The organism is Veillonella parvula (assembly GCF_002005185.1).
Lineage (GTDB): Bacteria > Bacillota > Negativicutes > Veillonellales > Veillonellaceae > Veillonella > Veillonella parvula_M.
The window spans coordinates 189,602-204,868 of record NZ_CP019721.1 but is presented as its reverse complement, the minus strand read 5'-3'; the positions used below and the strand labels follow the sequence as shown (position 1 = coordinate 204,868).

Annotated in this window: 12 protein-coding genes and 1 riboswitch; of the genes, 11 read left to right on the top strand and 1 reads right to left on the bottom strand. The window is 37.4% G+C overall.

All coding sequences use genetic code 11. The features are described 5' to 3' along the window. Positions 1–230 precede the first annotated feature (230 nt). From potE to B1A77_RS01065, 7 genes are all read left to right on the top strand, one after another. Positions 231–1,562, top strand: a complete 1,332-nt coding sequence (potE, locus tag B1A77_RS01095; protein ID WP_004697529.1) for a putrescine-ornithine antiporter — start codon at positions 231–233, stop codon at positions 1,560–1,562. Between the two features lie 406 nt (positions 1,563–1,968). Further along, a riboswitch (cobalamin riboswitch) is annotated at positions 1,969–2,156 on the top strand. Between the two features lie 145 nt (positions 2,157–2,301). Further along, entirely contained in the window at positions 2,302–3,240 is a 939-nt protein-coding gene (gene nikB, locus B1A77_RS01090) for a nickel ABC transporter permease (protein ID WP_004697516.1), read from the top strand. After that, entirely contained in the window at positions 3,240–4,061 is an 822-nt protein-coding gene (gene nikC, locus B1A77_RS01085; protein WP_021148552.1) for a nickel transporter permease, read from the top strand. The genes nikB and nikC overlap by 1 nt, the downstream gene beginning before the upstream one ends. Positions 4,062–4,234: 173 nt before the next feature. After that, entirely contained in the window at positions 4,235–5,803 is a 1,569-nt protein-coding gene (locus tag B1A77_RS01080) for an ABC transporter substrate-binding protein (RefSeq protein WP_077707645.1), read from the top strand. 12 nt (positions 5,804–5,815) lie between these two features. Then, positions 5,816–6,613, top strand: coding sequence for an ABC transporter ATP-binding protein (locus B1A77_RS01075; RefSeq protein WP_077707644.1), 798 nt, complete (start codon positions 5,816–5,818; stop codon positions 6,611–6,613). After that, positions 6,606–7,421 carry an ABC transporter ATP-binding protein gene (locus B1A77_RS01070; protein WP_077707643.1) on the top strand — a complete coding sequence of 272 codons (816 nt, stop codon included), beginning with the start codon at positions 6,606–6,608 and terminating at the stop codon, positions 7,419–7,421. Before B1A77_RS01075 ends, B1A77_RS01070 begins: the two co-directional genes overlap by 8 nt. 387 nt (positions 7,422–7,808) lie before the next feature. Then, positions 7,809–9,362, top strand: a complete 1,554-nt coding sequence (locus tag B1A77_RS01065) for an ABC transporter substrate-binding protein (RefSeq protein ID WP_077707642.1) — start codon at positions 7,809–7,811, stop codon at positions 9,360–9,362. Between the two features lie 67 nt (positions 9,363–9,429). On the opposite strand, the gene B1A77_RS01060 is transcribed toward B1A77_RS01065, so the two are convergent. Then, on the bottom strand, positions 9,430–10,359 hold the full coding sequence (locus B1A77_RS01060; RefSeq protein WP_077707641.1) for a DUF3829 domain-containing protein: 930 nt from the start codon (positions 10,357–10,359) through the stop codon (positions 9,430–9,432). Between the two features lie 314 nt (positions 10,360–10,673). Between B1A77_RS01060 and B1A77_RS01055 the strand changes: the two genes are divergently transcribed. From B1A77_RS01055 to B1A77_RS01040, 4 genes are all read left to right on the top strand, one after another. Further along, entirely contained in the window at positions 10,674–13,577 is a 2,904-nt protein-coding gene (locus tag B1A77_RS01055) for a DEAD/DEAH box helicase (protein ID WP_024061592.1), read from the top strand. 8 nt (positions 13,578–13,585) lie between these two features. Beyond that, positions 13,586–13,990, top strand: a complete 405-nt coding sequence (locus B1A77_RS01050) for a (deoxy)nucleoside triphosphate pyrophosphohydrolase (protein WP_024061591.1) — start codon at positions 13,586–13,588, stop codon at positions 13,988–13,990. Between the two features lie 186 nt (positions 13,991–14,176). Further along, positions 14,177–14,995, top strand: a complete 819-nt coding sequence (locus B1A77_RS01045) for a sulfurtransferase (protein ID WP_077707640.1) — start codon at positions 14,177–14,179, stop codon at positions 14,993–14,995. A 13-nt stretch (positions 14,996–15,008) separates the two neighbouring features. Beyond that, positions 15,009–15,236 carry a hypothetical protein gene (locus B1A77_RS01040; protein ID WP_004695048.1) on the top strand — a complete coding sequence of 76 codons (228 nt, stop codon included), beginning with the start codon at positions 15,009–15,011 and terminating at the stop codon, positions 15,234–15,236. The last annotated feature ends 31 nt before the right edge of the window (positions 15,237–15,267 follow it).

Genomic DNA, 15,267 nt, shown 5'->3' with positions numbered 1-15,267 from the left:
TGATGATAAATTACCTATGATTTATTCAATTCGTGTAATATAGCTTGTCCGCCAATAAAGTACTTTTATTTTGGTTTCATAGGTGTTATTATTTAACTCGTAATAAGAATAAAAACGGTAAATTCACATTCAAGCCCATCACAGCACGAACTGGATTTACTTAGCGGTATATATATTTTAAGTGAATTATGGACGAGAAAAAATTCACCTTAGTGAAAGGGGATTGATACATGAAAACCACCGCTAAAAAAATGTCTGTATTCCAGCTAACCACAATGGTAGCAGCCAATATGCTAGGAGCTGGGATCATTATGTTACCAACTAATTTGGCTCAAGTTGGTACTATTTCAGTTTTATCTTGGCTCGTGACAGCTGTGGGTGCGCTTTTACTAGCGTATATTTTTGCTCAAGCGGGTATGTTCTCCCAAAAACAAGGGGGCATGGGCGGTTATGCAGAACATCGCTTCGGTAAAACTGGACATTTTATGGCGAGCTATGCTTACAGCATATCTCTCATCATTGCTAATATCGCCATCGCGGTATCTGCCGTAGGTTATGGCGCAGCTTTCTTTGGCGTTGACCTCAATGCGACACAAACAAGTCAGGTAACAATTGTGCTCTTGTGGTTTGCAGCGATTCTAAACTTCAGAGGGAATCGTTTCACAGGTCGACTCAGCAATATGACTATTTGGGGCTCTATTGTTCCGGTTTTATTAATCGGTACAATCGGCTGGTATTGGTTTGATCCATCTATTTATTGGGCGGCATGGAACCCAAATGATCTTCCGCTTTATGATGCGGTAAAACAATCTATTTCCCTAACTTTATGGGGCTTCCTAGGATTTGAGTCCGCAGCGGCTAATGCTGATGCTGTTGAGAATCCAAAGAAAAACGTACCTATCGCAACTGTGGCGGGTACATTAGCAGTGGCCGTGGTTTATATCTTGTCCACAAACGTTATGGCAGGTATTGTGCCTAACGTTGATTTATTAAATTCTAATGCACCATTCGGTTTGACATTCGTATACATGTTCAATGATACAATTGCAAACATCGTTATGGCTGCTATGGTTATTTCTTGCTTTGGCGCTTTGCTTTGCTGGCAATTCACATTGTCTCGCGTCTTCAAAAGTGCAGCAGAACATGGTTACTTCCCTAAAATATTCGCTCGTGTAAATAGCAAAGATGCTCCTGTTCGTGGTGTATTGATTTTACTCGCTGTTGAAACATTACTTACTTTATTCACTGCAAGCGAATCCTTGCGTGAGCAATTTGAAATCTTAGTAAACTTAGCGGTTGTAACTAACGTAGTACCGTATGTATTGTGCATTTTGGCAGTACCTACAATGATGCGTATGGCTGGCGTAGCTGAAAGTCGTATTAAACGCTCTAATTACTTGTTCGGTATAGGCGTTCTTTATTGTCTATATGCAATCTACGCATGTGGTTTTGATGCTATGGTAGGTAGCGCAGTGGCAGTAAGCATAGGTTTGGTGATTTATGTTTTGCGTAAAGCGTGGGATACACGCAGAGCACACCGCTTACAACAAAGTATTGATTAACTGAATACATCTCGTCTTATTAGAGGCTATTACTTCGGTAATAGCCTCTTTTTTATGATAATTATAAATTAGACTTATAATTCATGAGTGTCTAATTTGAAAAAACTTAAAGAGCATTTTTATTATTAATCAAATTTTTGCTGTGCATAAAAAGATTTTATAATAAAGTTTTTACGTTGCTTTGTTATTATTAAAATTAATATATATACCGTCTTATACAGTAAATATAATAAAAAATTATTTATATAAGTTAATTTATATGGTTTTATGCAGGATTGTGAATTTAATCACTAATCAATATTTTTTATCAGTATAAAAATTATATTGAAAATACGTGAAATATATATACCCATAAGGGGTATATGTATTGTAAATAGAGTGTTAATATAGTATATTTATAATCGATAAAAATGAATGAACTAGTGAGTGTCGGTATTTACCGAGCGTAAAAGAGGAAAATGGGTGAAAAACCCATACTATGCAAATAGCTGTAATGAGGAGCAAGGTTTCATTATAGGGTCACTGGGAAACTGGGAAGGCCGAAATGTTGCGATGAATCAGAGTCAGAAAGCCTGCTCTAAAGGCATGGTATACATATGCTGTGCTTAATTTGGGTTAGTCGGGCGACTAACCTTTTTTCGTTCCCTAGCCTTTAAGCTTCATCGCTATATAAAAAAGCTAGTACCATTAGTTTGTCATTTGAATTGTTGTTAGTGTTTAGAGAGTTTAGGAGGCGCCTATGGGCAAACGCTTTGTCAAACAATTGGGGCAATTTATTGTTACCTTGTTTGGCATCACATTTTTGACATTTTGTCTCACCTATTTAGCACCAGGTGACCCAGTAACGATGTTACTTGAAACGGCAGATACTATCGTATCTCAGGAGCTTATCGATGAAACTCGAGCTCAGCTTGGGTTAGATAAACCATTTGTAGTACAGTATGCAAACTGGGTCGTCAATGCCGCACAAGGTGATTTAGGGATGAGTTATTCTGCTAAAAAACCAGTAGTAGATCGTATGTTGGAGGCTTTACCAGGTACATTAATGTTAGCGGGTACGGCTTTAGTATTTACGCTGCTCTATGCATTGCCTGCAGGTATTATAAGCGCCTTAAATCGTAACAAATGGGTTGATTATGTGTTGAGATTTCTATCCTTCGTAGGCGTATCTATGCCTACGTTCTGGTTAGGTCTTGTACTGATTTACATCTTCGGTCTTAAATTGGGCCTTGTACCGATTGCATCCTCTCGAGTGACTGCGTCTGGTGTTATTTTGCCCGCTATTACTTTGGCAGTTGTTGTTGGGTCTAAATACATGCGTCAAGTGCGGCTCGTTATCCTTGAGGAAATGCAAAAGGATTATGTTATTGGCGCTCGTGCTCGCGGTGTTAGTGAGATAAAAATTTTATTCGGTCATATTTTACCTAATGCGGTGTTACCACTCATCACTATTCTTGGTGTTGTTATTGGTTGGTTACTAGGTGGTGTGGCAGTCGTAGAAATGGTATTCTCTTGGCCGGGACTTGGGAATATGGCAATTTATGCTATTACTATGCGCGATTATCCATTGATTGAAGGTTTTGTGTTGTGGGTTGCTTTAGCATATATGTGTATTAACGCATTGGTTGATGCATCATATATCTTATTAGACCCTAGATTGAAAAGGGAGAGAGCATAATGGCAGAATTTATTCAAAAACATAAATTGTTCTCTTTCTATAGTGGGTTGATGATTATCATTGTTCTCATCGCTATCTTTGCACCCTGGCTTGCACCGGGCGATGCTTTCACCTCAAATATAAATCAGGCATTGCAAGCACCAAGCAGCCAACATTGGTTTGGTACAGATAAATTAGGACGTGATGTATTATCTCGTATCATTTATGGTACTCAATTATCCTTGTTCATGGGCGTATCCATCGTCGTTATCATGGTGAGCATTGGTACTATCATCGGTGCTATAGCAGGATATTTTGGCGGCAAAGTCGAAATGGTCCTCATGCGCCTAGCTGATATTATGTTATCATTCCCTGGTATCGTATTGGCTATTGCTATTGCTGGTATTCTAGGTGGTAGCATTGTAAATACGATTTTAGCCTTATCTGTTGTAGGTTGGGCAAAATATGCTCGTATTGTACGTTCTATGACGCTCAAGGTGCGCGGTGAGGAATATGTAACGGCTGCTGTTATGATGGGCGCATCTACGACGGCCATCATCAGACGTCATATCATTCCTAATATTATGCCTCTCGTTATTACAACAGGTGCATTAGATATCGGGGCTATCATGATTGAGGTAGCAGGTTTATCCTTCCTTGGCTTTGGTGCTCAGCCACCGACTCCAGAATGGGGTCTTATGCTTAACGAGGGTCGCCAGTACTTGCAAACGAGTCCATGGCTCATGGCATTCCCTGGTATGTCCATCCTTATCGTGGTTGCTATTTTTAATCTTTGGTCCGATTCCTTACGTGATGTAGTGGATCCTAAAAACCAAGGATAATATAGTATATCTATTCATGTTTTGAAAGCTTTTGGTGGTAATTTCTCTTGTAAAAGCTTCTATGTGAATAGGTATAAATAATGGTTTTTCCATCACTGACTATTTTGGATTATCATAGTCTTGATGTTTAAATGTTTTTATGTTTTGTATGTAATTGTACAAGGAGATTTTACATGAAAAAATCTTGGAAAAAGGCTCTCTTAGCAGGCCTCAGCATTGTAATGATGGGTTCCTTCATCGCTGGTTGTGGTTCCGATAACAATGGTGCTGCTAATAAGGATGTTTTAAAAGTTGGTGTAACTAACTTTGCCTCTTCGTTAGATCCTACGGAAAATTTCTTCTCTTGGGTTGTCATGCGTTATGGTATAGGTGAAACATTGACTAAGTTTGATGAGCACATGAAGCCTCAACCTTGGATTGCATCTAAATGGGAAGTGTCTCCAGATAAGAAAACTTGGACTTTCACAATTAATGATAAGGTGAAATTCTCTAACGGTAAAAAAGTTGATGCCGCAGCGGTAAAAGCTTCTATTGAGCGTTCTTTTGAAAAGTCTAATATTGCAAAAACGTTCTTTAATTATGATTCTATTGAAGCAAATGGCCAACAATTAATTATCAAAACAGATAAAGAATATCCTAATATGCCAGGTCTTTTGGCAGATCCAATATTCTTAATTGTTGATGTGCAATCTGAAAAAGATGGCCGTAACTTCGCTAAAGAAGGTCCTATCGGTACAGGCCCATATGTAGTTAAATCTTTCACTAAGGAACGTGCTGAAATGGCGGCGAATGAAAATTACTGGGATGGTGCAGTACCGTTTAAAACCGTAGAAATCCCATCCATCGACGATCCTAATACGCGTGCTTTGAGCTTGCAATCCGGTGATGTAGACATGGCTGTTAATATCGGCCCTGGTGAAATTGGCTTGTTCCAAGGCAATGACAAATTTAAAGTAGATGAAATTGCATCTCTTCGTGTTGTGTTAGCACGTATCAATCAAAAAGGTATTCTTGGTGACGACAAGGTTCGTGCTGCTGTAATCTCTGCAACAGACCGTAAAAACTATGCAGATGTATTATTAAAGGGTACATTCATTCCTGGTTCCGCTCCAATTCCACCATCTATGGACTACGGCTTCAATGACTTGAAAGATCCTAATGCGTATAATCCTGAACGTTCTAAACAATTGTTAGCTGAAGATGGCTGGAAAGATACTGATGGCGATGGTATCCTTGATAAAGATGGCAAACCATTAACATTCAACTTCGTTGTATATAACTCTCGTGCAGAATTACCACTTTATGCAGAAGCTGTCCAAGCCGATCTTAAAAAAGTTGGTATCGATATGAAAATCAAAACAGTTGACTACAACTTGATTGATAAAATGGGTCAAGATGGCGATTATGATATGCTTATCTCCAACATCGTAACTGCTAATACAGGTGATCCAATCTGGTTCTTAGCTAACTACTGGCATACTAATAATAATGGTTCTAACCCTCAAAACGGTTCTGGTTACTCCAATCCACAAGTTGACCAATTGTTAGATGCTGCTCAAACTGAATTCGACCCTGTAAAACGTCGTGAATATGCAATTCAAATTCAACAATTATTGATGAATGATGGCGCTGCATTGTTCTTAGGTTATCCTAAAACTAATATAATTACTGGTTCTTACTTGAAAGGTGCTGTCATGTACCCAAGTGATTACTACTGGATTACTAATAAAATTACAAAATAGTAAGGAGCTATAATGGCAGAAAACATACTAACTGTAGAGAACCTTAGCATTGCGTACCAAGGTGTGCCTGCTGTTATGGATGTAAACTTTACCTTGGAACGCGGTAAGGTATTGACCATTGTAGGGGAATCCGGATCCGGTAAAACTACCGTGATCCGGGCCCTCATGGGTTTATTGCCTGTAGGTGGTGAGGTCACAGATGGTACAATGCTCTTTAATGGTCAAGACCTTCGCACCCTATCTAAGTCAGAATGGAGAGCTATACGTGGTAAAGATATGGCCATGATTTTCCAAGATAGTGGTAGTGCTTTAGACCCAATAGTTCGCATTGGTAAACAGTTTAGAGAATTATTCAAATCTCATATAGAAATTACCAATGATGAATGTGATCGACGAGCAATTGAGTTATTAGAATCTGTGTCTCTTCCTAATGGGGCAGATATATTGCGCCGTTATCCACATGAATTATCCGGTGGTCAACGCCAACGTGTGGGTATTGCTATGGCATTAGCAATGGATCCTGCGTTATTAATTGGTGATGAACCTACATCTGCTTTAGATGTAACAACACAATCACAAGTTGTTATGCAAATGCTAGAACTTGCTAAAGAGCATAATTCTGCTATCGTAATGGTTACGCATAACCTTGGTGTAGCGGCCTATATGTCCGACTATATAATTGTTATGAAAAAGGGTCGTGTTGTTGATGCTGGCACACCGCAAGATATTTTGGAAAACCCATCTAATGAATATACGAAGCAATTAAAAGATGCTGTACCAACATTGGAAGGAGGTCGTTACATTGACTAACTACGCTGTAGAATTAAAAAATGTATGTAAACGATTCCCACTCCCTACTGGTGGTGAGCTCGAAGCGTGTAAGAGTATTAATATTACCTTAGAAAAAGGCGAGTCCCTTGGGATTGTAGGGGAATCTGGCTCTGGTAAAACGACTTTGGTTCGTATGATCATGAAGATGCTGCCTATTACGGAAGGCGAGATTTATGTAGATGGTGTAGAGATTCAACATATGAACTCTGAGCAAACGAAAGAATACCGCAAGAAAATTCAAATGGTATTCCAAGATCCATCTGCGGCCTTCAATCCTCGTATGAAGGTAAAGGATATTATCCTTGAACCGTTATACAATTTTGGGCTTCTTGAAAAAGGAAAAGAAGAACAAATTGCAGGTGACTATTTGGAAATGGTAGATCTACCACGTGAGTTTATGCATCGCTATCCTCATGAAATGTCTGGTGGTCAACGCCAACGTGTTGCCATTGCTCGTGCTATCGTTTTAGAGCCTGAAATCCTCGTACTAGATGAGGCTACTAGTGCTCTAGACGTATCTGTACAAGACTCCATTGCGTACCTTTTGGCGCGTTTACAAAAAAAGAAAAATTTAACATACCTATTTATTGCTCATGATATTGCCTTTATTCGTACGATGTGCCACAAGGTGGTCGTAATGTACAAAGGCGCTATCGTTGAAGAACTAGATGCTTTTCACTTGGCGGATGCAAAACATCCATATACAAAGGTTTTATTGAGTTCCATCTTTGAAATTGGTCAAGATCATAAGCCGCTTACCTTGGATGAGGCTGCATTAGAAGCTTAATAGGAAAATTTACTTTCAAAATTTCAAAAGCACAGATTTGAAACGTAGAGATTTAGATTGGGTAGGTAAACTTAAAATAGCAGTTAGTTTCGAGACTAACTGCTATTTTTTATACATAGTTAAGGTATGAAATTTATTAATAGACATATCGAAATATTTCTCGAAATATACATTGTGTTAACACCTAATATATAGTATAGTTGACTGTATGAAATATACCCCTATGGGTATAACAAGATATGCTCATATGAAGTGATGTACATAGATTCTCTTTATATTAACTATTGTAAAAGCAGGTTATATTTACTAGATTATGTTAATGCAAAAAATAGTGAGTATCTGAGTATAAATAGATAGTTAATGTGTGTAGAAAGGTTAGGTGTATAAATGAAAGGATTACGCAAGTCTTTACTAATTGGTATGACCCTTGGTGTGACTATGCTCGGGACTATTGGTTGTATGAATCAAGATTCTGCTTCATCTAATGATGTATTAAAGGTAGGGGCTATTAGTTTTGCTGGCACATTAGAACCAACGGAAAATTATTTTAGTTGGGCCGTTGTACGATTTGGTATAGGTGAAACGCTTATCAAGTTTGATGATCAAATGAAAGCAACGCCTTGGCTTGCCACCTCTTGGAAGCAAGGTGATGACAAGTTAACATGGACTTTCACCATCAATGATAAAGTTAAATTCTCAAATGGTAATAGTTTGACAGCTGAGGCGGTAAAAGCATCTTTAGAACGAACTTTTGCTAAAAGTAAACGAGCAAAAACGTTCTTTAACTATACAGAAATTACTGCTAACGGTCAGGAGTTGACCATCAAGACTGACAAGGAATATTATAATTTGCCCAACTTGTTAGGAGATCCATTGTTTTTGATTATGGATGTGACAGCAGAGGCGAATGGTCGTGATATTGCAAAGGAAGGTCCTATTGGTACTGGTCCATATGTAGTATCCTCTTTCACAAAAGAGCGTGCTGAACTAAAGCGCAATGATAATTACTGGGATGGCAAGGCAGGCTTTGCTAAGGTTGAAATCCCATCTATTAATGATGCGAATACTCGTGCTATGGCGTTACAAGCGGGCGATGTAGATATGGCCGTTAACATTGGACCTGGTGAATATAGTATCTTCCAAAATGATAAGAAATTCACTATCTATGAAGTGGCTTCCTTGCGTGACGTATTTGTTCGTATGGGGCAAAAAGGGAAACTACAGAATCCTAATCTTCGTGCAGCCCTCATTGCAGCAGCAGACCGTGAGTCTTATGCGAAGAACCTCATGAAGGATACCTTCGTAGCCGGTAAGGCTCCATTGCCACCATCCATAGACTATGGCTTTAACCAATTGCGTGATCCTAATAAATATAATGTAGAACGTGCTAAAGAATTACTGAAACGTGAAGGTTATGAAGATACAAATGGCGACGGTATTGTAGATAAAGACGGTGAAAACCTCGTACTTGATTTTTATGCCTACACAACTCGTCCTGAATTGCCATTATATGCGGAAGCATTGCAAGCGGACTACAAAAAAATCGGTGTAGATTTACGAATTAAAATCGTAGATTATGCGGTTATCGACACATTATCTCAATCTGGTGATTATGATATGATTATCTCCAGTGTTGTAACCGCTAATACGGGTCAACCAGTATGGTTCTTGAAACAATATTGGGGTACAGGCGTTGAAACTAATGGGTCTGGCTTCTCTAATCCTCGTTTCGATGAATTGTTGGATCTTGGTGAAAGCAGTAGCGATCCAGTGGTGCGTCGTAATGCGGTTATCAATGCCCAACAACTGATGTTAGATAACGCTGTAGCATTATTCCTTGGGTATCCTAAAATTAATATTGTAGGTAATAACCATATTGATGGCATTAAGATGACACCTTCTGAATATTACATCATTACAAAAGATTTGAAAAAGAAATAAAGTTTGTTGCTTACATAAAAATAAAAGGACTAGCTCGCATGGGCTAGTCCTTTGTGTTATCTAAATATTATTTTTTTTCTGTTACATCTAAGTCTGCCATGTTAACTGCATTGGCCTTGCCAATCATTTTATTATACTTGGTAAATAATTGCGTATAAGCTTCGCCATAAGATGAGTTGATAATAATGTAGTTGCGTGCCTCTGCAACAAATTCTTTTACTGAGTCTTGATACTCTCTTACCGCATTTTGTACTTCTGGTGTAGTACCAGGTTGTAATTTATTGAGGCGTTGTGTAATTTGTTGTAAGTTTGATTCTACCTTTTGGGTGTCTGTATTCCCATCTGGATCAATAAGGTCAATAGTTTGTGCTGTTATGAGATTTATCTCTATAAAGTTAACCGCATTTTCCCGTTTTTCTCCCCGATACTCAGTCATGCGTTCGTTATAAAGCTCATTATTACGATTATCTAAAGCTAAGTCTAATGCATTATATGTAGCGTAGAACTGTTCTGCTAAAGGTACATATTGAGCTGCTAGCTCATCGCTACCTTTATAATTATCCTTTTCATAACGACGTTCCACATAGTAAGATTGCAACTGATCAGCAATAGGAATAATTTGATCAAGTACTACGAGGACATCATTTGTTGCTTGGTTTACATCTTCGTAGGGCGTAGAACTATCTTGTTTTGCTACCTCTAATGCAGCTTTAAGTTCCTTATATTTAGGTAAGGTAATCGTCGTATTATGAGAACCGTTGCGCAACTCTTCAAGAGTTGGCTGTAATTGGCTAGCATAGGCTACACTGTAGGAGTTATATGCATCTAATGCAACAATATAAGGTCGTATGGCGTTGATTTTATCGTCAACGGTTGATCGATATAAAATTGTCGTTGTATTGGATGATAAGAGTGTATACACCCCATAGATCCCACCACCGATAATAGCAGCACCGAGCACAATGGCTGCTATTAACTTGATGTACCCCTTTTTCAACTGCGCACGCTCCTTGAAAACACACTAACTCTTTTGGATCCATTTGGACAGACTAATGCCCTAAGAGTAATTATTTACATTATATCACAACTTTACGTGGCAAAAAAGACGTATAGATACGATAATTATAAGGAATAGATGAAAATGTTAGATTTGAACATGTATTTATATTTATAATTAACGATTAAACGATGAATGAGGCTGTAAGCTGTTATAAAAATATACTTTTAAAAGTAAAACTATATACTCTCTAGACGTTGCAGCTGTGGCTGGTATAATAGCAAGTATAGTATTCATTATATGGGGAGTTCGTTATGTCAGAATCGAATCATTTAATCAATTTTGCTACATCTTCGGAACTTATTGCTAATGGGGAAGGGCGTAATGTGCTATCTGCCATTGAGGACGGATTACGCAGTTGTGATGAGTTTTTAATATCTGTAGCTTTTATTACATCAGAAGGTTTGTTGACGTTAAAGCCAATCTTAAAGGAATTAGAGGATCGTGGTGTTCGTGGTCGTGTGTTAACGACAGATTATCTTGGTTTTAATAGTCCACAAGTTTTGGAAGATTTAGGAAGTTTAAATAATATTGAGTTAAAAGTGTATTGTACCACGCAAGGTAGTGGTCATGGATTCCATACAAAAGGCTACATTTTTAGAAAAGATGAATCTTATCAGATAATAGTTGGTAGTTCTAATTTAACTATTAATGCATTAAAGAAAAATCGTGAATGGAATACTCGCTCTGAAGCTCATTGCAGTGATACCTATGCTCGAGAAATTACGGAAGAATTTGACTTATATTGGAATTCAAAATTTTCTATTCCCTATGAAGATTTTATTCCTTGGTATAAACCAAGATGGGTACGGCCAGAGCGCGCTTCACAAAAGACTGTAGCAGAGCAATTTAGAAAAATAGATTTGGGTCAACTAGAGCCCAATAGTATGCAACAACAGTTTATTGCTAACTTCAATGAACTAAGGGCTAATAATGCTAAAAGAGGCCTTTTGATTTCTGCTACGGGTACCGGCAAAACCTATGCGGCGGCTTTTGCTATGAGAGAAATGAAGCCTAAAAGAATATTATTTTTAGTACATCGGGAGCAAATTGCAAAACAAGCGATTGCCAGCTTTGAGCGGATTTATAATGATCCATCCATTACATTTGGTTTGGTTTCTGGGAATGCTAAATACTATAATGCGACTCATGTATTCTCTACGATGCAAATGATGGGCCGTAATGATGTAATGAAACAGTATGATCCAAAGGAATTTGACTGTATTATTATTGACGAAGTGCATCGTGCAGGTTCAGATAGTTACCAACGCATCATTGATTACTTTGATCCTCAATTTTTATTGGGAATGACAGCTAGCCCGGAACGTACAGATGGTTATGATTTATATGAATTGTTTGACCATAATATTATTTACGAAATTCGATTACAACAGGCTTTAGAAGAAGATTTATTATGTCCATTTCATTATTTTGGTATTAGTGATTTATGGGTAGATACTCAAGAAGATATTTCTGATATGGAGGTATCCTTTTCAAACTTGTCTACAAAAGAGCGGGTAGATAAAATTATAGAAAAGATTCGCTATTTTGGACATAGTGGTAGTCGTGTAAAGGGCTTAGTATTTTGTAGTAATCGAGTTGAGGCAAAAGAGCTGTCTAATGCTTTTAATGAGCGTGGTATTTATCGTACGATATGTTTAACTGGTGAAGACAGTCAAGAAATTAGGGAGAAAGCAATTGCTCGATTAACTGGCACAGGAGAGTACCAAGGTCGTATTGATGAACAGCTAGACTATATCTTTACCGTAGATATCTTCAATGAAGGTGTTGATATTCCAGAAATTAATCAAGTTATTATGCTACGTCAAACGGAAAGCCCTATAATCTTTATTCAACAACTTGGACGTGGTCTTCGTAAATTTGAAGATAAAGAATATGTAGTTATCTTGGATTTCATTGGAAATTATACAAATAATTTTATGATTCCATTAGCCTTATCTGGTGATAGGAGCTATAACAAAGATACATTGCGTCGTTATGTACAAGCTGGCAATCGTATTATTCCAGGTACATCAACTGTACATTTTGATAAAATTGCAAAACAACGCATTTATGAATCTATTGATACGGCAAGATTTTCCGATATGAAATTAATTAAAGAAGCCTATTTTAATTTACGCTTCAAATTAGGTCGTATTCCTAAAATTTCTGATTTTGCCGATCATGGTTCGATTGATGTTAGTAGAATTTTTAGTAAATTTAAGTCCTATCATCATTTCTTGATAAAGGTTAAGGATAAGGACTATGATATATCCTTTACACCGGTTCAGGAGAGAATGCTACATTTTATATCTCAGAAATTAACGACCGGTATACGTGTAAGAGAGCTTCTATTGTTGCAAGCATTACTAGATGGTCGTGATGATGTGATTAATTATGTTTCCGAAGAGCTATTTGATAGTTATAATGTAGACCTATCGGAATATGGACGTGTTAATCTCATCAATATGATGACAAATCAATTTGGTGTTCAAGTAGCACAAAAGACATTTGCCGATAGTGAATTTATTGAATTTTCCAATGGTAGATATGGTATATCTCGAATCTTTAAACAGGCTTTAGAGGATAATAATTTTAAGGAACAAGTTCAAGAGCTTATTGCTTATGGATTGAAGCAGTTCAATGATAAGTACAAAGATAATATTTATGGTAATACACCATTTGCATTATATGAAAAATATACGTATGAACAGGTTTGCCAATTATTAGAGTGGCCTCAAAACGAAGTTCCTCTCAACATTGGGGGTTATAAATTCCATAAAGAAACAAAGACATATCCCGTTTTTATTAATTATCATAAAGCAGATAATATTCAAGATACCATTAAATATGAGGATAGATTTGAGAATCCAGGATTACTAAAAGCTATTTCTAAAAATAAGAGAACCTTTGCTTCTGATGATGTACAAACCGCGTTTAATGCTGATGAACTAGGTGTTGCTATGCATTTGTTTGTGAGAAAAAACAAGGATGATGAAGAGTCTAAAGAGTTTTATTATTTGGGACCGATTCATTCTACTGGTCAGGAAAATGCTAAAGAAATTTCTATGGTTAATGGTACTGCGGCGGTAGAGTTAGAATATGTACTCGAAGTACCTGTACGGGATGATATTTATGATTATATTGTTAATGGATAAGGATATTTATGAGTGAACAACGAAAACACATTGAAGTTGTAGCAGCTATTATAAAAAAGGATAATACCATATTAGCAACTCAGCGTGGATATGGTGATTTAAAAGATGGTTGGGAATTTCCGGGTGGCAAAATTGAACCTGGTGAACCCCATGAAGTAGCTCTTATTAGAGAAATCAAAGAAGAACTAGAAGCTGATATTAATATTCAAGAGCATATTATTACTATCGAATATTCCGGTTATGAAAAATTTGATTTAACAATGCACTGTTATTTATGTTCGTTGAAAAATGATTCTAATATTACCTTAGTAGAACATGAAGCTGCTAAATGGCTATCTAAAGAAACCTTATATTCTGTAGATTGGTTACCTGCTGATATTGATGCGGTAGATGAAATGTATAGACGTTTATAAGCTTAACATTGAATTACCTAAAAGTCCCTATCTAGGATAGGGGCTTTTTATGTTTACTCTAGTTGTTACATGGCAAGAATAAATAACTTTCACTATACCAAAATAAATTGTATATCCGGTTATAGTCGTATATAATAATATTAAAAGATTTGTATTTTTCGATATAATCAAAGAAAGGAGTACAATATGTCAAATTTTATCACTCCTAAAGAATTATTAGCTTGTCTCGATGAGGTCATCGTTTTAGATGCTAGAGGGTATCAAGATTATAAAAAAGGCCATATTAAGGGGGCTTATGCGGTAGATTTAGACAAGGATTTGACTGGTCCTTTAGGCGAGCATGGTGGACGTCATCCATTGCCAGATATGGAACAGTTAGCTCATACCTTTGAGTCTTATGGCATCACTCGTAACTCAAAGGTTGTAGTATATGATTCGTGGCTATTCTTAGCGGGCCGTCTTTGGTGGACGTTACGTTACATGGGCTTAATAGATGTACGCGTTTTATCTGGTGGTATTGAACGCTGGGTTCGAGAGGGCCATCTCCTAACTAAAGAGCCGACCCCGTTACCTGCTAAACCGTCTATTTTTAACTATGAGTTGCAAACGGATATGGTTATGAGTCGCGATGAGGTGCTCAAGGCTAGTGAAAGCGGAGATCATGTTATCATCGATGCTCGTGCGCCATTCCGTTATGATGGATCTCAAGTGGATACGATGGATGGCATGACAGGACATATTCCTGGGGCTGTTAATCATTTTTATGAAAGTGGTTATACCGTAGATGGTCCTAAATCCTTGAAAGATTTAGAGGCTGAGTATTACAACGAAATCTACCAAAATAGGCCAGTTGTAACGTACTGTGGGTCTGGTGTGACTGCCTGCAATGCGTTGTTAACCATGAGTGAAGTAGGCCTTGAATCTGCTTTATATGTTGGTAGTTCTAGTGATTGGGTAACGTATGAAGGCTTCCCGCTTAGTACAGGTGTAGAAACATTAAACTAACTTAGGAGGGCGAATGAATCTATTAAAACAATTACTAACAGTCGTTGCCTTTGGTTATTTGTGTTATCACATCTATACCTTTGGACCTGGTATGTTTAATGTAACTGTATTAGTGATTCTTATCTTGTCGGCGGTGGCTAACTATTTTCGTGAGAAACGTGAAAGCGATCTTAAAGCAAATGAAAATGCCCGCAAGGCTCGTGCAGAAGCAAGGCATGCTAAGAAACATAAAAAGCAGTAGTATTGCTAAAATATAATCCTTAAATTAGCTT

What these genes read in the sequence shown, in the direction of transcription:
- potE (WP_004697529.1), top strand. Translation starts at nt 231, where the DNA reads ATGAAAACCACCGCTAAAAAAATGTCTGTATTCCAGCTAACCACAATG.
- nikB (WP_004697516.1), top strand. Translation starts at nt 2,302, where the DNA reads ATGGGCAAACGCTTTGTCAAACAATTGGGGCAATTTATTGTTACCTTG.
- nikC (WP_021148552.1), top strand. Translation starts at nt 3,240, where the DNA reads ATGGCAGAATTTATTCAAAAACATAAATTGTTCTCTTTCTATAGTGGG.
- B1A77_RS01080 (WP_077707645.1), top strand. Translation starts at nt 4,235, where the DNA reads ATGAAAAAATCTTGGAAAAAGGCTCTCTTAGCAGGCCTCAGCATTGTA.
- B1A77_RS01075 (WP_077707644.1), top strand. Translation starts at nt 5,816, where the DNA reads ATGGCAGAAAACATACTAACTGTAGAGAACCTTAGCATTGCGTACCAA.
- B1A77_RS01065 (WP_077707642.1), top strand. Translation starts at nt 7,809, where the DNA reads ATGAAAGGATTACGCAAGTCTTTACTAATTGGTATGACCCTTGGTGTG.
- B1A77_RS01055 (WP_024061592.1), top strand. Translation starts at nt 10,674, where the DNA reads ATGTCAGAATCGAATCATTTAATCAATTTTGCTACATCTTCGGAACTT.
- B1A77_RS01050 (WP_024061591.1), top strand. Translation starts at nt 13,586, where the DNA reads ATGAGTGAACAACGAAAACACATTGAAGTTGTAGCAGCTATTATAAAA.
- B1A77_RS01045 (WP_077707640.1), top strand. Translation starts at nt 14,177, where the DNA reads ATGTCAAATTTTATCACTCCTAAAGAATTATTAGCTTGTCTCGATGAG.
- B1A77_RS01040 (WP_004695048.1), top strand. Translation starts at nt 15,009, where the DNA reads ATGAATCTATTAAAACAATTACTAACAGTCGTTGCCTTTGGTTATTTG.